We start from the raw sequence: 21478 nt of genomic DNA, 5'->3' as shown, positions 1-21478 counted from the left end.
GAATAACAATTGGATTTATTTTCAGTTGGTATATCTATTTCATCTGACGCCATCATTGCCTTATTAAAAATTATTGCAATCGATATTATTTTATCCGGCGATAACGCAGTTGTAATTGCAATGGCAACGAGAAATCTGCCGAAAGAACAGCAAAACAGAGCTATATTCTGGGGGACTGGAGGTGCGGTCGCATTACGGATTTTGTTTGCATCCGTTATTGTTGTCCTGTTGAAAATCCCATTTGTCAACATTGTCGGCGGATTTTTGCTGCTTTGGATTGCTTATAAAGTTTTGGTAGATGACGGAGAAGCTGCGCATGTCCAATCTCAAAGCAGTCTGCTTAAAGCTATTCAAACGATCATTCTTGCAGATGCCGTCATGAGTTTGGATAATGTGGTTGCAGTAGCAGGTGCGGCACACGGCCATATCGGCATGATTGCGGTTGGAGTTTTGATCAGTATTCCAATTATGATTTTTGGATCAAAAGCGATCGTAAAATTAATGAACAAATTTCAATGGATTGTATATGTTGGATCTGGAATTTTAGCTTGGACCGCCGGTGAGATGATCTTTAAGGATAAACATATTGAACAATGGTTTCACATCCAAAACTTGTGGATCGAATATTTACTTATCGGAATTATGACATTGATTGTGTTAGCGATCGGTTATGAGAAAAATAAGCGTGCAGAGAAAGAAAATAAATTGCAGCATAGTGCTTAGCAGGCGGCTGTTGAAACGGCGCCTGTTTTTTTATGAAAAGAAATTCCACGTTTTAATAGATTTAGTTATGTCTAAAATTTTTGTTATCGGCAAATATGCACACTTCTGTAAAATGACGGTTTCTTTTACAACAGCTCTAATTTGCATGTAAATTCGAGGGATCGTTCTTGTGTATAAGCATTCATCGTCCAGAGAAGGTGAGTGCTTTTTTATTTTATCCACAGATATTTCAGACAATTCACAACTTATACACATTATCCATACTGTTTTTGTGGATATTATGTAACTGTTGGAGCTTAAGAAGCTGGATTTTTTTCATAAAATCCTACTATGAATGTGGATAACTATAGTAATTGTTAACAATTTGTGAAATATTTCACAAATATATTGAAGTTAAATTCAGAAAATTATATATTGAAATTGAAGAGGTTAGTGAAATATTTCACAAACTTCTTCGAAAAATAAAAGTGAAAAAACAAACAAAGGAGATGGTTGAAGATGGAATGGCTGAAAGGTCCAAAAATGGCGGTTGTCTGGGCGGCTCTTAGAATTTGGCTCGGTTATCAATGGTTTGTCGCGGGAGTCGAAAAGCTGGGTGGATTTGATGCGACAGGATTTTTAAAAGGGGCGATTGCTAAAGCAACCGGAGAACATCCGGCCGTTCAAGGATGGTATGCAGCGTTCCTTGAAAACTTTGCTCTTCCGAATGTAGAACTTTTTAATTTTATTATTCCAATTGGAGAAGTGTTAGTTGGCATCGGACTGATTTTGGGGTTGTTTACAACTCCTGCATTAATTGCTGGTGCGTTTATGAACTTGAATTTTATGTTAGCTGGAACAACAAGCACGAATCCGATTATGTACACTGAAGCAATCATTTTAATGGCAGTAGGTGCAGCTGCGTATTATTGGGGAGCTGACCGGTTTATCCTGCCGTATTTGAGAGATAAATTTACAAACAAAAAATTCAATCAACAAGCAAATGTTTAAATGCAGCAATCATCTTGACTTTTAAAAATTTTTGAAACATAATTTTAAAAAAAGTATATTTTCGGCGTTGAAAGGGGCCAGTAAATAGACTTTAGGCGAAAAAGAGAGTGAAACCCTATGGCTGAAAGGTTTCATCGCTGATAAGCTATTGAACCTACCCCTGGAGCTGTCAGGCTCATAACCTGACCGTATCCTTCGTTACAGGCTAAAGGGAGCACTAAACTAGTGCTAAAAAAGGTGGTACCGCGGATATAGACTCATATTCGTCCTTTTTCGAAAGGATGATATGAGTCTTTTTTATGACTGTCAAGCAATGAAGAGGTGTTTTTTAGTGAGGAAAAAGCGAGTGGTCGTAAAAATAGGAAGCAGTTCTTTAACAGATGACAACGGGGGACTCAGCAAAGAAAAGCTGCACGAGCATGTTGAAGCGATTGCTAGATTGAAGGAAGCAGGGTATGAAGTAATTTTAATTTCGTCAGGAGCGGTATCAGCAGGGTATGGAGATCTTGGATATCCTTCTAGGCCTGTGACAATTAGAGGAAAACAGGCGGCTGCGGCAGTGGGCCAAGGGCTGCTTATCCAGGCTTATACAGAAGCATTTAAAAAATACGGCATTGTATGTGCCCAGCTTTTGATGACAAGGAGCAATTTTCAGCATAAAGAGCAATATCAAAACGCATACGCCACCTTATCGGAGCTTCTAAAGCGGCAAGTGCTCCCGATCATCAATGAAAATGATTCGGTTTCGATTGAGGAATTGACGTTTGGAGACAACGATATGCTGTCAGCTCTTGTGAGCGGATTATTGCATGCCGATTTTCTTATTATTTTGACGGATATTAACGGTTTATATGAAGAAGATCCTACCAAAAATCCGAATGCGAAACGATTTGATTTTTTGCCGGAAGTAACAGATGAATTAATTGAACAAACAGAGGCAACATCCGGTTCGAAAGTTGGAACAGGTGGCATGAAATCAAAGCTCATGGCGGCAAAAACGGCACTTGCCCTCGGTGTATCCGTATTTATCGGGAAAGGTCAAGGAAAAGAGAAATTAATAGAAATTTTAAATGGGAACGGTGACGGAACATATATTGGCAAAAACGATTTAAGTGCTGTTCGTAATTCAAAAGCATGGATTGCTCTTCATTCGATCATATCTGGTGATGTGGAAGTCGATGATGGAGCAGTAGCGGCTATTTTGAAGGAAGGGAAATCGCTCCTTCCTGCTGGCGTTAAGCGTGTCAGCGGCAACTTTCAATCCGGAGACGTGGTGCAAATTTTAAACAAGGAACAAAAGCTGATCGGAAAAGGCATAGTCAATTATTCATCTGAAGAATTAAAAGAAATTATGGGCATGCCGAGTCAAAAAGCGATGGAAATGACAAAGCGCATACATCCTGAAGTGGTTCACCGTGATCAATTTGTAGCGATAACGAGTAAGGAGATGATGATATGAGTGAAGTGTTAACAAAAGGGAAGCTGGCAAAAGAAGCTGCTGCCAAACTGGTTGCAAAGACTACTGAAGAAAAAAACAACGCATTATCAATCATCGCTGAACAATTGCAAAAAGAAACGCCTTATATTTTAAAAGAAAATGAAAATGACATTGAAAATGGGAAAGCGAATGGTTTATCCGACGCTCTAATTGACCGTCTTCTTTTAAACGAAGAACGAATTAACGGAATGATTGAATCGTTAAGACAATTGATTTATTTGCAAGATCCAGTTGGGGAAGTGCTGGAAAGCTGGACTCGTCCGAACGGTTTACAAATCGAAAAAGTTCGGGTGCCGCTCGGAGTTGTTGGGATGATTTACGAAGCCAGACCAAATGTGACAATTGATGCCTCAAGCCTTTGCTTAAAAACAGGGAACGCTGTTCTTCTTCGCGGCAGCTCATCCGCATTGCATTCAAATATGGCGATCGTAAAGGTGATACGAGAGGCGTTAGAAAAAGCGAATTTTCCTGCCGACAGTGTACAGCTTCTGGAAGATACCAGCAGGGAAACGGCAGCGGAAATGTTCAAATTAAATGATTATTTAGATGTGCTAATTCCTCGCGGAGGGAAAAATCTGATTAAAACAGTTGTTAAAAATTCATCTGTTCCTGTGTTAGAAACGGGCGCAGGCAATTGTCATGTGTTTATTGATGAATCAGCAGACAAAAAGATGGCGATTGATATAACTGTAAACGCAAAAACACAAAGACCTTCCGTCTGCAATGCAGCCGAAACTCTTCTCATCCATGAAAATTGGAATAAGGAGTATATTCGCGAGCTCATTGAAAAGCTCGAGGAGAAAAATGTGGAGTTGCGAGTCGATCAAGCATTGTACAATGAATTCCCGCATTTGAAATTAGCGACAGAAGAAGATTGGGAAACGGAATATTTAGATTATACAATGGCAGTGAAACTTGTTTCGAATGTAGATGAAGCAATCGAGCATATTAATCGTTACGGAACAAACCATTCTGAGGCAATTATCACAGAAAATGCCGCAAATGTAGAAAAGTTTTTCAAATTAGTTGATTCCGCAGCTCTTTACCACAACGCATCGACGCGCTTTACAGACGGATTTGAATTTGGGTTTGGCGCAGAAATCGGGATCAGCACGCAAAAGCTCCATGCCAGAGGACCGATGGGACTCCCTGCACTGACTTCTACAAAATATATTATTAAAGGAAGCGGACAGATTAGAGAATAAGAAATGATAAAAAAATGGAAGCAGACATCTTGATTCGTTCGGATGTCTTCTTCCAATTTTTTATGCTTCCTTCAATCTGCTTTCTTCGTCTGTCATGAAACCGTTTCGTTTTGTATACAGTGTGTACATATCCTTTGAAATTTCAAAGATGTTGTATAAGTTTTTGTTTTCAATATGGGGAAGCTGACGAGATTCATCGGCAAGGGAGACATATGGAAGCTTCTGCGCGGCTTTCATGGAACGTTCATTGTCTTTCCGTATTTTCATAAAGATCGTTTGAATTCCAAATTCATAAAAAATCTCTTGAAAAAAAGCGTCCTTAGCAAGCTGATTATATCCTTTACCATGGTACGGCTTGCCGAGCCAAGTTCCGAGAAATCCCGTTTGGTCAAAAATATCATACAAGCTGATTGTTCCAATAGGAGAGCCCCATTCATCCAAAATGGTGCGGGAAATTAATTCCCCTCGTTCCTCTGCTTCAATCAACTGTTTTGTTATAAACATGTATTCTTCAATCGACGTTGCTTTATGACGAACATAAGGGAAGACCTCTGGATGAACCATAAGTTCGAACAACTCTTGACAATCCGCTAGATCACGTTTTTTTAACATGCTCATCCTCCTCTATCAACGAGGGCGGTTACCACGAAATCTAACGGATCCCACCCTCGAAATTTTTATTTATCAAGTAAAAATTTCGGGGTGGGAATCGAACCCACTAGAACCGGTCAAAGACCGGTGGCGCACCATTTGCCTTCCCTTAAAAACAAGTAAATTTAATTGTCAGCATTTCTTCTAGTATCATACTTGATTTCTATGGAAAAGAAAACAAAAATTTTGTAAAAAGATTATTAAGAAAATTTTACTTTTTTCTTACTACTTTAAGAGTTTCTATAAGCAGTGAATAGGGAAAAATTACAATATTTTCTTTGACAATATTTTTTTCCTTTGCTTTGATGCAATAACAGAGAGGACCGCATTTCCTGACTGAAGCAGATTTGCCTGATGCCAGCAAAATATTTAGAAATCATAATAAGAACGGTTGAATTTTGCTTCATAGTTTTATAGCATCAACGGCTAGAAAAGTCAGCAAAATGTTCCTTACAAGCTGAAAAATCTATTGTTACAGTATTCATACACTTTCATGCTTAAAACTTCCATTTATTTATTTTTTCTATGGTACTATAAAAATGAGGTGTCTGTACATGTTTATTGTAAAAATAGAAGTTCAACCTAAAAAGAAAAATCGTTTTAATATTTACGTCGATAGAGGAAACGGTGAAATATTTGCTTTTAGCGTCGGGGAAGATGTTTTAATTAAGCACGGGCTAAGAAAAGGGATGGAGCTTGATGAGCTGGATATAGATGCGATTTTGCACGAGGATCAAATAAAAGCAGCATTCAACAAAGCTTTAACTTTTCTTGGCTATCGAATGAGATCGGAAAAAGAGGTCCGTGACTATCTTGTAAGTCAAGGTATAGATGAGAGGGTTATTGAACGTGTAATGGTTGAGCTTCAATTAAAAAATTATGTAAATGACAAGGAGTTTGCGGAAGCCTTTGTAAGAACGCAAATGAAAACCACTTTGAAAGGGCCCGGCATAATAAAAGCAGAACTGGGACAAAAAGGGATTGAGAACGATTTGATAGAAGCAGCTCTTGATCTTTTCACGAAAGAAAGACAAATAGAAGCAGCGTATAAATTAGCTGAAAAGCAATTGGGAAAAAAAACGAACATATCTTTGTCGCAGCTAAAGCAAAAAATAGAGCAGGCAATGTTTAGGAAAGGTTTTTCATCCGAAGTGATTCAAGCTGTTTTAGAGATGCTGCCTTTACATGAACGTCATGACCAAGAATGGGAAGCATTATTAATACAAGGCGAAAAAGGGAAAAAAAAGTATTCCCATCTAGATATGTACACATATCGTCAAAAGCTTGCGCAATTTTTATATCGAAAAGGTTTTTCGCAAGAACTTATTCAGCAATATTTGCAAAAACACTTAGAGAAAAGCGAGGAATAGGAAATGGAAAAACGGTACAGTGAAATGACGGAATACGAGCTAAAAAATGAAATTGCCCGATTAAAAGAAAAAGCGCGCAAAGCGGAACAGCACGGAATGATCAACGAATATGCTGTCCTGGAAAGGAAAATTGCTATGGCAAAAGCATATATGCTGAATCCTGACGATTTTCCGCCAGGTGAGACGTATGAAATCGATGGAGCTCCTGGTGAATATTTCAAAGTTGAATATTTAAAAGGAGTCTTCGCTTGGGGGTATCGGTTATCATCTCCTTTAAAGGAGGAAGCACTGCCGATATCGATGTTGATTAAAAAAAAGTAATATAAATGAGAAATAAGTTGAGAACGAAAAATGAAGGAAGTTGGGGAAAAGAGTGGCCGTTGATTTCTTTCAATCGTTTTTTTCTTCCTGTTCGTGGCTATGCTTCATCGCGCCTAACTTTACATTATGGTTATCAAACTGAATACTCTCTCAATTGACCTTGAAAGGATACGGATTTCGTTTTTAGCTTGAAATCTTTTGTTAACAAATAGTATCAAAAAAAACCATATATTTAATAAGGCGAATAATGGAAATTTGTTTACTCAAGCAACGTTGAAGCTAAATATTTTCTTTATTAAATTTAATCGAGGAAATCATAGTTGAGTTTTGAATCTAGGCGATTATTTTTAAAAATTAAAAAAGGTCTGTATAAACAAGATCATGCCAAATAATGGCATGATCTCGTATTATTTATTTATGAACGTTTTCGCATTTCGTTTTCCAAAATGATTAAGCTTTGGGTTTGCTGGGTTTCCCCGTTTACTTGACGGAATGAATGTTTCGGTTTTCCCCAAGCTCCTAAAAATTCGTTTTTCTGCTTTTTTGATAAGGATGATCGGTTAGTGTCCATTAGTAAACACCTCTTGAAAGGTCAATGGTTATGAAAAATTTTTATCCCGTTCTCCTGAAGCTTTCATCCTCTCTTGAGGGTGTGTGTTAATGGTTCCGTTCGCACGACGTGACGCGAATTCCGCTTTAGCACGTGGCTCACCGTCAAATTTTTCATGCTTCGGAAATCCTTTTGCTTTATTGCGCATCGCAGATCCTCCAAGGAGAAAAAAATTTGCGCTATTGGACGCGCATAAATAGTATTTGCTTATTAGAAGCCAATATAAAAGAAAATTAAGGAAATGTCATAATCAATCAATTAGCGGTTTAAGTTTTTTCTTCATTCTTTTTTTACTGAAAATCCAACCTGTGTACGAACGAACAATGTTGAGGTCTTTATCGAGCTGTGCAACTGCTACAAAGGGATAATGACCTTTGCTGAAATAACGCAAGTCAATCAAACGGATTTCGGTATAATCAAGCTGCTCTTTTATTTGCCAATGGAAAACAGGGGAAAAATGCAAAAATGCTGAAATATTCCGGTCTTTTTTTGCGGCTTCCATTGCAGGGTGATTCGGCAGCTCTTTGCGCTCAAACTGGTCGACGATTTGAATTTCGGTAAAATTTGAATATGCAACGTAATAATGTTCTTTTGTCACAATGACGAGCTGCCACTTGCGGAATTTCATTGTTGGGTTAAATATGACGTTTTCAACATTTTTCCATCTGTTTAAGATTTTTTTCTTAATCGATCTTTGCATTAGAAGTCTAACGACATAATATAAAGCGATTATGCAATAAATAATTAAAAAGGTATAGCCCCCATGGGCGCCGGAAAGCCAAATGCCAATGCCGACAATATGAGCGATGAAGATAAACGAATCAAACGTATTAATTGTGCCCAGCGCAATCCACTTTTCAGAAAAAGGTCTGAGAGCTTGAGTGCCGTAGCCGTTGAAAATGTCGACAACAACATGAAGAACAACAGCTAATAACGTCCAAATCCATACATGGATGAGGCTGCTGCTTGGCATTAGAAAATGAATTGCTCCAGTGATTAACAGCGACCATAATAAAACTGCGGGAATTGAATGAGTTATTCCGCGATGATTTTTTAAATAAGCTGCATTATTTTTAAATTTAAGAACCGTATCAAGATCTGGTGCTTGTGAACCGATAATCGTGCCAACAAGAACTGCCTCGCTTGTCAGAAAGGAACCGCCGACAGCCGGATCCAAAGTTGCTAAACCTCCCAATGCGATTCCCATGACGAAATGTGTACCTGTATCCAAAGCCATCCTCCTTAGCTGAAAAAACAATCGTTATGATGATATTTGAATTTTTTCCATTGAACGCAAAAAACATAAATTCATTTTTTCTTTCATGCAAAAAAAAAATAATGTACGATAAATTCATAAGTTCTTTTTAGTGTAACATATTTTGAAGTGCATAATGGAGGAAATATTGAAAAATGGGTCAATCACTGCAAAAAATTGAGAATTTCGATATTAAAACATTTCAGGAGGACCTGATCGGCTGGTATATACGGGAAAAAAGAGATTTGCCTTGGAGAAAGGACCAAGATCCATACAAAGTATGGGTATCTGAAATAATGCTTCAGCAAACACGGGTGGAAACGGTTATACCGTACTTTAACAATTTTATTAAAAAATTCCCGAATGTTGAGGCGCTGGCAAATGCGGATGAAGAAGAGGTTTTAAAGGCATGGGAAGGCCTAGGCTATTATTCGCGCGCCCGAAATTTGCACAGTGCAGTGAAAGAGGTAGCAGCAAAATACGGAGGAAAACTTCCGGATGACCCGAAGCAGCTTGGAAAATTAAAAGGAATTGGGCCTTATACGAAAGGAGCAATATTAAGCATTGCTTATAACAAGCCTGAGCCTGCTGTTGACGGCAATGTGATGAGAGTGCTGTCAAGAATTTTACTGATTGAAGAAGATATAGCAAAGCCAAAAACAAGAAGAATATTTGAAGAAGCGGCTGCAAATCTTATTTCAAAAGAACGTCCTTCCGATTTTAATCAAGCATTAATGGAATTGGGAGCAATGGTTTGTACGCCGACTTCTCCGTCCTGTTTGCTTTGTCCTGTACAGGAGCATTGTCTTGCCTTTTCAGAAGGATTACAGGAAAAGCTGCCAGTAAAAACACGAAGCAAATCAACAAAGCAAGTTTCGATTGCTTGCGCGGTTTTAGTGCAAAACAACGATTTATATATTCATAAAAGACCTGACACAGGACTGCTTGCGAATTTGTGGGAATTTCCAAATTGCGAAGTTCGCACAAACAGAATTCCTAAAAGGATATATCTAGAAAATTTTTTGCGGGAAGAATACGGTGTTGAAGCGGAATTAAGCGAGCTAAAAGGAACGATTCAGCATGTTTTTTCCCATTTGACATGGAATATTAATGTTTATTTCGGCAAAGTTTGTAGCGATGAATCAATGAAAGAGCTTGAAAAAGTTTTCATCAAGGATATTGATCGATATGCTTTTCCTGTACCTCATCAAAAAATATTTGCTCTTTATAAGGAAAAAGCTGGCATACAAGTGGAGCCGTAATTCCATTGGGAAGTGAATGAAAATGCAATCGGCATGTACCGATTGCATCCATTATGCCTCTAAAAATTGGTTTAATCAGTCTTTGTTAATACCGCCGCGCGCTTCAATTTCTTCTATAATTTCACGGTGAATAGTATGACCTTCTATATTCAGGTAAGGCATAATTTGTTGAAAGGCGCGGTGATAATACTGAAGCTCTTCACTGCTCCAAGCTTGCTTCGAGATCATGGAGAGCTCTGTCATATCACGTATAGGCAATTTACAAAAACTCCTTTTTATATGTTTTTCTATATCTATTCTTTGTTACGATAGAAATAACTATTCAATACATAAGGAGATGTAAAATATGAATGAAAAAGTAGCGCTTGTCACAGGATCTTCAAGAGGAATCGGCAAAGCTATTGCCTTGAGGCTTGCTGAAAAAGGGTATCACATCGTCATTAATTATGCTCGCAGCAAATCGAAGGCGATCGAAACCGCGGAAGAAATTGAACGTCTTGGTGTGAAAACGCTTGTGGTGAAGGCAAACGTCGGAAAACCTGAAAAAATAAAGGAAATGTTTGCAGAAATTGACAAAACGTTTGGACGGCTTGATATTTTAGTAAACAATGCAGCATCTGGAGTTTTACGCCCTCTAATGGAAATTGAAGAATCCCATTGGGATTGGACGATGGATATTAATGCAAAAGCACTTCTTTTTTGTGCGCAGGAAGCAGCAAAATTGATGGAAAAACACGGCGGCGGACACATCGTGAGCATCAGCTCTTTAGGGTCTATTCGCTATTTAAAAAATTACACGACAGTAGGGGTTTCTAAAGCAGCTCTTGAAGCTTTAACTAGATATTTAGCAGTTGAATTAGCACCGAAAAATATTGTAGTAAATGCGGTTTCCGGCGCAGCTGTCGATACGGATGCATTGACACATTTTCCGAACAGGGAGGAAATTTTAAACGAAGCAAAAGAAAAGACTCCGGCTGGAAGAATGATTGAAAAAGAGGATATCGTAAATGCAGTTGAATTTTTGCTCTCTGAAAAAGCTTTCATGATAAGAGGGCAAACTTTGATCGTAGATGGAGGCATTTCCTTATTGCTGTAACTGCAAATTTTTTTGGATAAGTTTTTTCCCTCCTGGACATGATATATGACGTGGAGGTGAAAAATGATGGCAAAACAACAGCAAAACAAAACAAATGCTCAACAAGTGAGAAAGCAAAACCAACAATCAGCTCAAGGATTTGGAACAGAATTTGCTGCTGAAACAGATGCACAACAAGTAAGACAACAAAATCAACAATCTGAACAAAATAAACAACAAAATTCTTAACTATTAATTTTGAATGTTTCTTTTAAAAGAGCCAGGCAAAAAGCGGAGAACGTTTCAGCTCTCCGCTTTCTTTCATTAAAGGAAAAAAACATAGATGATGATCGCCAAAATGATCCGATAAATAGCAAATGGTGTAAGTTTAATGCGGTTGATCAGCTGCAAAAAGAATCTTATGGCCAAAAGCGCGAAAATAAACGCACTGATGAATCCGGCGATAAAAAACGGCAGGACGTCGATTGTGAAATGCTCCCAATTTTTAATAAGAGAAAGACCGCTCGCCCCCGCCATTATCGGCACAGCCATAATAAACGTAAAATCGGAAGCTGCACGATGGCTTAAACCGGCTAAAACCCCGCCGGAAATCGTTGAACCGGAACGCGAAAAACCAGGCCAAAGGGAAATGCATTGGATGAGGCCGATGGTTAGCGCTTGTTTGTATGTAATTTGATCAACCGTTTCTGCTTTCGGTTTTCTTGGACCAAATAGGTCTGCTGCAATCATTAATAATGCCCCAAACACAAGGCCGACTAATACGCTATGAGCGGAAAACAAGTACGTATCAATATAGTCTTCAAATAAAAAACCTAAGACGGCAGCAGGAAGAAGTCCTGTGATGACAAGGCCAAGCGTTAATCTTTGACCGTTTTGATGCTGCATTTTCTTAATCTGTAATAAATCGAAAAAGCGATCTTTAAATACGATCACCGCTGCTAATATTGATCCAAGCTGAATGACGACTTTAAAAGAGTTGGCGACAGGCTCTGAATATATTTCTTTAGATTTTAGAAGAATGTCATCAACAAGAATCATATGTCCAGTAGAAGAAACAGGGGCAAATTCCGTTAACCCTTCAACAATGCCTAAAATGACAGCTGTGATGATTTCCCACACGATATAGTTACTTCCTTTCTCTCTAAAAAAATCAAAGTTTGTAATGATTCAATCTTGTCAGATTGTACATAATGAATGAATGGAGAGTCAATAATAATTTTGACCTAAGCGTTCATACGACAAAACTTCTTAATTGTCTACATAACTTGTCAAAGGAATCAAGTGAAATAGTTAGAATATGTATCCATAAACATTTTATTAGGGAGGGATTCATTTGAATACATATAACCGCTTTGATCTGCTAGTTGGCGAACAGCTTGAAACGATGGATAAGCTTGTATCGCTTCAATCTAAAATAGAGCATTATCAACAAATGGAATTGGAATTTTTGAGACAAAATGATGATAAGAAATTGCGTTCTGTGCAAAAAGAAATTGAAAAAATGAAAAATGAGTTGATAGACATTCAAAAAACGTTTGAAAAGCAAACGGAAGAAGTTATTAAAATGTACCAAATCGAAATGTATGACTCGAGTCAGCCATTTTAGCGGCATGGCTCTTTTATTTTCTTTTTGAATATCAAACGTTATAATAAAGAAAAATGATTTTTTCGGATTTGAAGTGAACTGTTCATTAGAAAGTAGGGAACAAAATGGCGCTGCCAAAGGAAGGAGATATCATTCAAATACACAGTTATAAACATAATGGATGCATTCATCGTGTTTGGGAGGAAACGACCGTTTTAAAAGGATCGCAAAACTGTATTATTGGCGGCAACGATCGAACAACGGTTACCGAAGCTGACGGCAGAACTTGGATTACAAGGGAGCCGGCGATTTGTTATTTTCATGCACGTCATTGGTTTAATGTAATTGGAATGATTCGTGGTGACGGCATTTATTATTATTGCAACATCAGTTCTCCTTTTGTTTGGGATAATGAGGCATTAAAGTATATTGATTATGATTTGGATATTAAAGTGTTCCCGGATATGACCTATACACTGTTAGATGAAGATGAATATGAACGGCATAAGAAATCAATGAAATATCCGCAAGTCATTGACCGTATATTAAAGAATAATGTGAACAAATTAATTTATTGGATACGCGGTAGAAAAGGTCCGTTTTCCCCTGAATTTATCGATCAGTGGTATGAAAGATATTTAACATATTTATGATGGAAAAGTCTGTTGGAGTATCAACAGACTTTTCGCTTTGCATTGATCTGAAAGGAGAGAAATGGTTGGGTTCGATTAAACGCTATTTTCAATTTGTAAAACCATATAAAAAACAAATTTTTTTAACGATTTTCATCGGGACTATAAAGTTTGGCATTCCTTTGTTAATTCCGCTCGTATTGAAATATATCGTCGACAATATTTTAAACGGATCATTATCAAATGACGTAAAGATAGAGATGCTTCTTTTTTTAATGGGCATCATGTTGTTTATATTCCTCGTCATACGGCCGCCGATCGAGTATTATCGGCAATATTTTGCGCAATGGACGGGAAGCAAAATTTTATATGATATTCGCGATCAACTGTTTACTCATCTTCAGCGGCTGAGCTTAAGATATTATTCAAACAATCGTGCGGGAGAAATTATTTCGCGGGTGATTAATGATGTTGAACAAACAAAGACGTTTGTTATTACGGGCCTTATGAATCTATGGCTTGACCTTTTTACTATTATATTTGCCATTGGGATTATGTTTACGATGGATGTCACGTTGACCATTGTATCGATTATGTTGCTTCCTATATACGGATTGTCAGTTAAATATTTTTACGGCAGGCTTCGTCATTTGACAAGAGTTAGGTCGCAGGCGCTGGCAGAGGTGCAGGGGCATTTGCATGAGAGGGTCAGCGGAATGGCTGTCATTCAAAGCTTTGCGAATGAAGAGCATGAACAAAAAGAATTTGATCGTGAAAATCGCAATTTTCTTGAAAGGGCGATTGATCATACAAAATGGAACGCCAAAACGTTTGCTGTTGTTAACACCGTTACTGACCTAGCGCCTCTTTTCGTCATTTTTTACGGGGCTTATGAAGTGATACAAGGGAATTTAACGATCGGGACGATGGTTGCCTTTACAGCCTATATTGATCGGTTGTACAATCCTCTTCGCCGTTTGATTAATTCATCAACTACTTTAACACAGGCTTTCGCTTCAATGGACAGAGTATTTGAGTTTCTTGACGAACCTTACGATATTGTTGATAAACAGGATGCAATAACAGCAGACAAACTTTCGGGGGAAATTATTTTTGACAAAGTATCCTTTCGCTATCATGACAACGAAGAATTTGTACTAAAGGATATTCATTTAACGATTCAAAAAGGGGAGACGGTCGCTTTTGTCGGGATGAGCGGAGGGGGAAAATCCACCCTTGTGAGTCTTGTTCCGAGGTTTTGGGATGTAACGGAAGGAAAAATTTTGTTGGACGGCATTGACGTTAGAGATTATAAAGTGCAAAGCGTCAGGGACCAGATCGGCATAGTTTTGCAGGATCCTTTTTTATTCAGTGAATCGATAAAAACGAATATTTTAATTGGCAAACCAAATGCAACGGATGAAGAGGTCATAAAAGCGGCCAAAGCAGCTAACGCTCACGAGTTTATTATGAGTTTGCCTGATGGCTATGATACGAAAGTGGGCGAAAGAGGCGTGAAGTTATCCGGCGGTCAAAAACAGCGAATTGCAATTGCCCGAGTATTTTTAAAAAATCCGCCGATTTTCATTTTGGATGAAGCTACGTCTGCTTTGGATTTAGAAAGTGAACAATTTATCCAAGAAGCCCTTGATAAACTGGCAAAAAACCGTACGACCTTAATTGTTGCCCATCGTCTGTCTACAATTACTCATGCAGATAAAATTGTACTAATTGAAAACGGGAAAATTGTTGAGACCGGAACTCATGAAGAACTAATGAAAAAACGTGGACATTACTATAAACTATTTCAAATTCAGCAATTGGGTGAATGGTAAAAAATACCGCAGCAAAATGGGTAATTAGCCATTTGCTTTGAAATCCATAATATACTTTAATTTTAGCAAGACTTTTGCCAGTCAAGTTTTTCATAAATTTTTGATTCAATCCCTTTTGAAAAAACGATTTTGGTAGAATAAAAGAAAAGACTAAATTCGTATAAGAACGGAGGTTGTCATGGCGGCGGAAAAGCAGTTAATTGAAAAAAACTTTTATCAAACATTATTAAAAGAAAATGAAACGAAACATCCGATCCAACTGCTTGGGGAGCTTTTTCAAGAAGAACAAAAAAAGGTCGCATATGATCTGTCTTATGTACGATATGCTCAAGGAGAAGTATATTTCCACCACAAAGATTATGAAGCGGCAATTTTTAAATGGGAAAATATAGAGAATGAGCTGGCGCCATGGGCAAGAAAAAATATCGGAGATGCATATTTTGAATTAGGATTATTTTCATCTGCGGAAGAAATGTACCGTTCCATTGAAACGGATTCAAAAGTTCTTAAAGCAGAAGCATCGCTAAAGCTGTTTTCGCTTCACCGACTTCAAGGAGAAAAAGAAAAGGCATATGAGGCGATTCGTGATGCGGTATCGATCAACCCTGACCATGGTCAAGCATCCACCATCGCTATTCAATTTTATGAAGAACAGGAAGATTGGGACAAAGCTGTCCATCTTACGGTTGAAGAATTAATTCGGACTGAAAAAGCGGAATGGTTTCAGCGTTTGATCAATTATGTTGAACAAGGTTTTGTCAAAGAAAAAGAGCCGGATTATTTCTTTAAAGCATTAACGGTTTTATACAGAACCGACGTAGAGCAATTCGAGAAGCTTGCTGTTTCGCTGTGGCGATGCTATAAACACGATCAAAAATATTTTATTCCATGGTTAAAAACGATAAACAATCTAATTTTCAATGTGAAAGTGGACGAATTTCAGCATTGGGATGAAATATCGCGCTTTTATGAAGAATCCTATAATAAGCTTCTTGGCGGATCATATTTACTAAAAGAGCTTCAAGATATTATGCCGGACATTTTAGCCAATTGGCTGAAACTATCGACAGGAAAACAACTATCGACCGCTGCAGCAGCTGTCGTTGCATGGAGTGAAATTTACCGTTCAAGCTTAGATGAGAAAGTGATTGAAGAAGCGGAGCACGTTTTGGCATCAGGTAGTCATGATCGTGCTGATGGTCATGAAGCCAAAAAACGGCTATTTGCGAAGCTGGCCGATTGGGCGGAAATAAATCAAGTAAATCTTGGGCAGAAATATCATTGGATATTAAAAAAGATTTTTGAACAGAACGAACATTATTTGCTCATTGTTGGAGAAAGCGGTTTTGCCCGATCGCTGCTTGGCCATTCTCTTCCAAGCATTCCTTCATCAAAAATTACTATTTACTGCCATGAAGACCGGACAGACATAAAGCAAATAAATAATGAAAGCATAACAGATGTATTCGCTGAAGAAGATGCGGCAGTTCGTGAAGATGGAACAATTGTTGCGGTATGTGCGCCTAATGATTTGTTAAACGATCATAAGCTAAGTTTAATAGAAGTACCTGACATAGAGCATGTTGATCAAGAGGAGCTAAAGGAATATATACAACTGGCTGATGGGTTGGTATATGTCCATCCAGAGCATCAACCTGCTTCAGTTGAGAAAATGGTAGAAAGCCTGGCATCGATTGCTTTAAAAAAGGAGCTTCCAATTTACTTTTTGCTTGAAGATAGCGGCATGCTTCATAATCATTTTAAAGAACAAATACTTGACTTTTTCCCGGAAGCTGAATTTTTCCCATTCCCTTCAAGAAATGAAGGAGAGAAGCGGAAACAGTCCTTCGCTGAATTTATTCATTCACGTTTTCCGTTTCATCAAGATAACAAAACGGAGAAGCTGTTGTTTTTCTTGAAAAAAGCTATTAAATATGCTTATAGCAAACGGATGGAATTAGAGCAGCATTTAGAAGAAAACATCGATAAAAATAAAGAAATCGTGTCTCGATTAAAAGGATTAATACACAGCCTTGGCGATATGGAAAATGAAAAAGCTAAGGAATTGAGGCAGTCACTCCGCTCCACATTGGAAGAGATAAAAAAGGATCTTCATGATGAGTTAAGGACTATTTTGCGATCTGCATCGAAATTCATAACGGAAAACAGCGATTTCAGCCATTTACACATAGAATTGAACAAAAAAATGAACGATCAAGTGAAGGCGCATTTTGCTGAAACGCTGCTTCCAAAAATGTCGCAAAAAATGGGAGAATGGGTTTCATTTGCTGAAAGCGAGCTAAAACAATGCCAAGTCTATTTAGATGAAATGTGTGAATCGTTTAATTCATTGTACGGTCATGACCGTGTGAAGCTTATGTCTGATTTCAAAGTAGTGGATGATTGGCGGCGGGATATTGATCGTCTGACAACAGTGGTGAACATCGAAGAAGAAAATATTATGAACCGCTTTAAGCCTGCACAAGTTATATTAAAAGGAGCAGGAAAGCTGTTTTCGTCCATTGGGAAAAACAAGCTGTTTATCGCACAGCAATACAAAAAATACATTGAAACTGAAACATTCGATGATGCGATTCAATCGATGATCCGAAAATTTTTTGCTCAATTCGACTTATTTGAAAAAGGAATTGAACGAGATGTGAAAATGTTTTTCCGTGAACCTGTTCACAACCTTGAACAAATTGTGCAAGAAGGAGAGCAGCAAATTCGGACAGATCAACAACAATTGGACAGCTTGAAAACAAACCCAGAGATTTATTATGATCCGCTGACAGTTTTTGAATTAAACTTAAGACAATGTGAAATATTGAATGAATACCATTCCTTAAACAATAAAGCGGTCGAAACGAATATAAATAAGTTTTCTAGCGGAGATTAAAGCAATGCTTAGCACATTTTTAGATTAGGGGCTGTCCATAAAGTCAAATCCCCATTGAAAAACAAAAAAATCATAAACATCGATATATCAACGTTTCTAAAACATTAAAGGGGGCGTCAATAAGCCGAAAAAACGACTTATTAGACAGCTCCTATTTATTTTATTAGTAGAAGTGAAACGCAGGTCAAGACTGTCTGAGAGCTTTGAGCTCAAAAAGCTGACCGTGATTCTAAAGGAGCCTCCTTGTGATAACATCCAACAAAGCTTTGAGTTGGAAAGCTGAGAAAATACAGCTGTTCCAAATGATATAAAACTTGCCTGCGCTTGGATGATATAAGACGATTTCAATTTAACAAGATGAAGCGGTTTGGAAACAGCATTTCGGCGGGGATCAGTTGGATCTTGAAGACAAATTAAAACGCAGTCTTTATCCGCAAAGCTGCGTCCATGAAATTCCAGTTATCATTTGCAGCGGATAAAAATGAAATAAGATTTATTTCCAAGGCAGAAAAGCTACCGATACTTTTCTGAGAGAAGAGAGGTCATTCAGCTTCTCAAATAAATGAAATGATTGTCTTAAAAAAGATGAAAGACTACTGAATTCATGAATGAAATTCTGTAGTCTTTTACAATTTTTTGCTTTTTTCATCGCCTTCTGAAGGCTGTAATATACGGAGATGAACTTGTTTACTCTTCATCCTCCACATGAATTTTATTTTCTTTTTTATGGAAATGTTGAAAGCTGTTAATCAATGTATCTAAATGCTCCAATTGATCGTGATAATCAACGATGGCGGAGACTAAAGATAGTATTTGGTAAAACGAATCGGAATCTTCCGCTTCTTTTTCAAATTTCAAAAACGCTTGAATGAATTCTTTTCGGTTAAATTTGTCATAAGGAAGCAGGTCTTCATCGTGATTGTTTTTAATTTTTTTCGTTATTTTTAACAGCGCCTGCTCATGCAAAATTAATAAAAAGTCAAGCTCTGATATAAGCATTTCATGGAGCTTTCTAGGTATTTGCCGAAGTTCGTTTTCCAAGCAATGAATTTGGCGCAATGTGTAAAATGCCCTGTTCGTTGTGATAATCATCTGTCTATACAGGACAAGTTTTCTTGATTTTGGCAATACCTTCGCTTTAGAATAAGTTCGCTCTTCTTTGTAAAGCAAAAATAAATGATCAAGTTTTATCAGCTGATCTTTGATTTTGTCTATTTCCTCTTTAAGAGGGGCAAACTCAGATTTATTTCGAATATTGATCCGAATCCATTTCATAATCTCATGGGAAATTTCGGTGATTTTATGGTAAAGCTTTGTTTCGTATTTTGGCGGCATAAATATCAAATTAACAAAAAAAGCTGATAAAACCCCAAGTAAAATCGTTAAAAACCGTATGGTAGCAAACTGTACAAAATCGTCACCTGTTGTTTCAAGTATCGCAATAACCGTTACTAAAGCAATTGCGATTGTGTTTTCAATCTTTAATTTTAAACAAATAGCAATGGTAATCACTGCTGTAAGACCAATAATAAACGGGTTTGTTCCGAAAGAAATCCCGAATAAAACTGCGACAACAGCGCCGATTATATTTGCCTGAACTTGTTCAATGACGGTTAAATATGATCTATATATTGACGGCTGTATCGCAAAGATAGCTGCAATCCCTGCAAATGCTGGAGATGGAAAATGAAGCATCTCTGCCAGCATTAATGCCAGTGTAATTGCAATACCTGTTTTTAAGATACGGGCTCCAAGTTTCATGTGAATAAAAATTTTTCCTTCCTTTCATCAAAAAGGTTGTAAGCTATTCAGACTATACATTGTTTAACACGAATATTCAAGGTTATTTTAAGAGAAAGGAAAAAATTAACACTCTTGTAATATGATATGATCCTTTAATATAGACAGACCAAATAGTTACGTTGTGATCGAGCGAACTTTTGCACTTTTTTCGTACAACTGAAGAGGCGGCAGTTTTACATCACCTCCATCGTTTCCAAAAGAAATAAACAACCTGAGTCCATAAATATCGGGCTCAGGCTGCTTAAAGATTTACTTTTTCATTCTGCCTGCTTGTGCAGTAGGCGCTTTAGTAAGACTCATTTTTTGTCATGTGAAAGCTGTTTAAACGATTGTTCGACTGCCGAAATGGTTTTTTTAATGTCCTCTTCTGTATGAGCGATTGTAATAAACCAGGCCTCATATTTAGACGGCGCCAAATTAATGCCTTGATGAAGCATCAGTTTAAAAAATTTAGCAAACATTTCTCCGTCTGTTTTTTCGGCTTGCTCATAATTCGTCACCTTTTCGCGTGTAAAATATACTGTTAATGCACCTTTTAAACGGTTGATGGTGATCGGTATATTATATGATCTTCCAGCGTTTAAAATGCCTTCTTCAAGCATCCTGCCGAGCTTATCAAGATAGTCATAAACTCCTTCTTCGCTCAGCACTTCCAAACAAGCAATTCCTGCTAAGATCGATGCAGGGTTTCCTGCCATCGTCCCTGCCTGATAAGCCGGTCCTAATGGCGCCACCTGCTCCATAATTTCTTTACGGCCGCCGTAAGCTCCGATCGGAAGGCCTCCGCCGATAATTTTTCCAAGTGCGGTTAAATCAGGCTCTACATGAAGCAGATTTTGGGCACCGCCGTACATAAATCGAAACGCTGTAATAACTTCGTCAAAAATAAGCAGCGCGCCTGCTTTGTGAGTAAGCTGTTTGACTGTTTCTAAAAATCCTTCCTTAGGTTCCACAATACCAAAGTTTCCGACAATTGGTTCAACTAAAACGGCTGCAACTTCATTTCCCCATCTATGAATAGCTTGTTCAAACGCCTCCACATCATTAAAAGGTACAGTGATAACTTCTTGAGCAATGCTTTTTGGTACCCCTGCGGAATCAGGCGTTCCAAGGGTAGATGGACCTGATCCTGCTGCGACAAGCACCAAATCGGAATGTCCATGGTAGCACCCGGCAAATTTAATGATTTTATCCCTTCCTGTGTATGCACGGGCAACTCGAATTGTTGTCATTACTGCTTCTGTTCCAGAATTGACGAAGCGGACCTTTTCTAGAGAAGGGATAGCTTCTTTTAACATTTTTGCAAATTTGATTTCATGAGGCGTCGGTGTTCCATATAGGACGCCTGTCTCGGCAGCGTGCTTGATTGCTTTTGTAATATGAGGGTGTGCATGGCCGGTGATGATCGGGCCATATGCTGCTAAGTAATCGATATATTTGTTGCCATCAACATCCCAAAAATAGGCGCCCTGCGCCCGCTCCATTACAACAGGTGCTCCTCCGCCGACAGCTTTATAAGAACGGGACGGGCTATTTACCCCTCCTACAATATGTTCGAGCGCTTCTTTATGCAGCTGTTCTGATTTTGTAAAATTCATTGTTTCACCTTCTTTTTTACTTAACTGTACAGCCAAAAATATTCAAGCATCCTCGTTTATTCTAGCACTTTTCATAAAAAAGAAAAAAGGTGCATGCAAATTGTTAATTTCAAATAATTCGAGTAAACTAATGTTTGTGATTGAT

At 38.0% G+C, this 21478-nt stretch carries 20 protein-coding genes, 1 pseudogene and 1 other annotated feature; of the genes and pseudogenes, 13 read left to right on the top strand and 8 right to left on the bottom strand.

The genetic code is table 11. The features are described from left to right. Window positions 1–9 precede the first annotated feature (9 nt). The 4 genes from NSU02_RS16110 to NSU02_RS16095 all read left to right on the top strand — a co-directional run bounded on the left by NSU02_RS16110 (window position 10) and on the right by NSU02_RS16095 (window position 4416). A complete protein-coding gene (locus NSU02_RS16110; RefSeq protein ID WP_235600384.1) occupies window positions 10–723 on the top strand; it encodes a TerC family protein in 714 nt (237 codons plus the stop codon). 498 nt (window positions 724–1221) lie between these two features. After that, the gene (locus tag NSU02_RS16105) at window positions 1222–1713 is read left to right on the top strand and encodes a DoxX family membrane protein (protein WP_066247308.1); all 492 of its coding nucleotides are present in this window, start codon (window positions 1222–1224) and stop codon (window positions 1711–1713) included. 58 nt (window positions 1714–1771) lie between these two features. Then, window positions 1772–1987 (top strand) — a binding site (T-box leader). A gap of 57 nt (window positions 1988–2044) precedes the next feature. Beyond that, on the top strand, window positions 2045–3172 hold the full coding sequence (proB, locus tag NSU02_RS16100) for a glutamate 5-kinase (protein ID WP_339193283.1): 1128 nt from the start codon (window positions 2045–2047) through the stop codon (window positions 3170–3172). Then, window positions 3169–4416 (top strand): glutamate-5-semialdehyde dehydrogenase, encoded by a 1248-nt coding sequence (locus tag NSU02_RS16095; RefSeq protein WP_339193282.1) that lies wholly within the window; start codon window positions 3169–3171, stop codon window positions 4414–4416. The genes proB and NSU02_RS16095 overlap by 4 nt, the downstream gene beginning before the upstream one ends. Before the next feature lie 60 nt (window positions 4417–4476). Here the strand turns inward: NSU02_RS16095 and NSU02_RS16090 are convergent, their stop codons facing one another. After that, complete coding sequence (locus tag NSU02_RS16090; protein WP_063386267.1) at window positions 4477–5028, bottom strand: GNAT family N-acetyltransferase; 552 nt, start codon at window positions 5026–5028, stop codon at window positions 4477–4479. Between the two features lie 593 nt (window positions 5029–5621). Here NSU02_RS16090 and recX point away from each other — a divergent pair. Beyond that, window positions 5622–6437, top strand: coding sequence for a recombination regulator RecX (gene recX / locus NSU02_RS16085; protein ID WP_339193281.1), 816 nt, complete (start codon window positions 5622–5624; stop codon window positions 6435–6437). A gap of 3 nt (window positions 6438–6440) precedes the next feature. Further along, entirely contained in the window at window positions 6441–6758 is a 318-nt protein-coding gene (locus NSU02_RS16080) for a YfhH family protein (RefSeq protein WP_327848069.1), read from the top strand. A gap of 415 nt (window positions 6759–7173) precedes the next feature. Here the strand turns inward: NSU02_RS16080 and NSU02_RS16075 are convergent, their stop codons facing one another. From NSU02_RS16075 to NSU02_RS16065, 3 genes are all read right to left on the bottom strand, one after another. After that, the gene (locus NSU02_RS16075) at window positions 7174–7329 is read right to left on the bottom strand and encodes a YpzG family protein (RefSeq protein ID WP_082829369.1); all 156 of its coding nucleotides are present in this window, start codon (window positions 7327–7329) and stop codon (window positions 7174–7176) included. Between the two features lie 28 nt (window positions 7330–7357). Beyond that, window positions 7358–7516: a small, acid-soluble spore protein K gene (locus tag NSU02_RS16070; protein WP_063386264.1), complete on the bottom strand. Its 159-nt coding sequence runs from the start codon at window positions 7514–7516 to the stop codon at window positions 7358–7360. A gap of 102 nt (window positions 7517–7618) precedes the next feature. Continuing rightward, window positions 7619–8599, bottom strand: coding sequence for a metal-dependent hydrolase (locus NSU02_RS16065; RefSeq protein ID WP_327848068.1), 981 nt, complete (start codon window positions 8597–8599; stop codon window positions 7619–7621). 179 nt (window positions 8600–8778) lie between these two features. Here NSU02_RS16065 and mutY point away from each other — a divergent pair, with 179 nt between their 5' ends. Next, on the top strand, window positions 8779–9885 hold the full coding sequence (gene mutY, locus NSU02_RS16060) for an A/G-specific adenine glycosylase (protein WP_063386263.1): 1107 nt from the start codon (window positions 8779–8781) through the stop codon (window positions 9883–9885). 75 nt (window positions 9886–9960) lie between these two features. Here the strand turns inward: mutY and NSU02_RS16055 are convergent, their stop codons facing one another. Next, a complete protein-coding gene (locus NSU02_RS16055) occupies window positions 9961–10128 on the bottom strand; it encodes a cytosolic protein (protein ID WP_339195822.1) in 168 nt (55 codons plus the stop codon). A 103-nt stretch (window positions 10129–10231) separates the two neighbouring features. Between NSU02_RS16055 and fabL the strand changes: the two genes are divergently transcribed. Together fabL and NSU02_RS16045 are read left to right on the top strand one after the other, a co-directional pair. Next, entirely contained in the window at window positions 10232–10981 is a 750-nt protein-coding gene (gene fabL, locus NSU02_RS16050; protein WP_063386261.1) for an enoyl-[acyl-carrier-protein] reductase FabL, read from the top strand. An 84-nt stretch (window positions 10982–11065) separates the two neighbouring features. Then, window positions 11066–11209: pseudogene (locus NSU02_RS16045) on the top strand (gamma-type small acid-soluble spore protein); the annotation flags it as partial. A gap of 75 nt (window positions 11210–11284) precedes the next feature. Here the strand turns inward: NSU02_RS16045 and NSU02_RS16040 are convergent. Next, window positions 11285–12100: an undecaprenyl-diphosphate phosphatase gene (locus NSU02_RS16040; RefSeq protein WP_117017367.1), complete on the bottom strand. Its 816-nt coding sequence runs from the start codon at window positions 12098–12100 to the stop codon at window positions 11285–11287. A gap of 214 nt (window positions 12101–12314) precedes the next feature. Between NSU02_RS16040 and NSU02_RS16035 the strand changes: the two genes are divergently transcribed. From NSU02_RS16035 to NSU02_RS16020, 4 genes are all read left to right on the top strand, one after another. Then, window positions 12315–12587 (top strand): YgaB family protein, encoded by a 273-nt coding sequence (locus NSU02_RS16035; protein WP_232515610.1) that lies wholly within the window; start codon window positions 12315–12317, stop codon window positions 12585–12587. Window positions 12588–12691: 104 nt separating this feature from the next. After that, a complete protein-coding gene (locus tag NSU02_RS16030; protein ID WP_063386259.1) occupies window positions 12692–13219 on the top strand; it encodes a DUF402 domain-containing protein in 528 nt (175 codons plus the stop codon). Between the two features lie 65 nt (window positions 13220–13284). Then, entirely contained in the window at window positions 13285–15033 is a 1749-nt protein-coding gene (locus NSU02_RS16025; RefSeq protein WP_339193280.1) for an ABC transporter ATP-binding protein, read from the top strand. A 178-nt stretch (window positions 15034–15211) separates the two neighbouring features. Beyond that, on the top strand, window positions 15212–17932 hold the full coding sequence (locus NSU02_RS16020; RefSeq protein WP_066247282.1) for a hypothetical protein: 2721 nt from the start codon (window positions 15212–15214) through the stop codon (window positions 17930–17932). Window positions 17933–18619: 687 nt separating this feature from the next. Here NSU02_RS16020 and NSU02_RS16015 read toward each other — a convergent pair. Then, entirely contained in the window at window positions 18620–19693 is a 1074-nt protein-coding gene (locus tag NSU02_RS16015) for an aromatic acid exporter family protein (protein ID WP_066247279.1), read from the bottom strand. A 338-nt stretch (window positions 19694–20031) separates the two neighbouring features. Continuing rightward, complete coding sequence (locus tag NSU02_RS16010) at window positions 20032–21333, bottom strand: glutamate-1-semialdehyde 2,1-aminomutase (protein WP_130158649.1); 1302 nt, start codon at window positions 21331–21333, stop codon at window positions 20032–20034. Window positions 21334–21478 lie beyond the last annotated feature (145 nt).

The organism is Aeribacillus sp. FSL W8-0870, assembly GCF_037963755.1.
GTDB classification, from domain to species: Bacteria; Bacillota; Bacilli; order Bacillales; family Aeribacillaceae; genus Aeribacillus; species Aeribacillus composti.
Note: the sequence above shows the minus strand (reverse complement) of the source record. Positions and strands in the feature narration are given on the sequence as shown.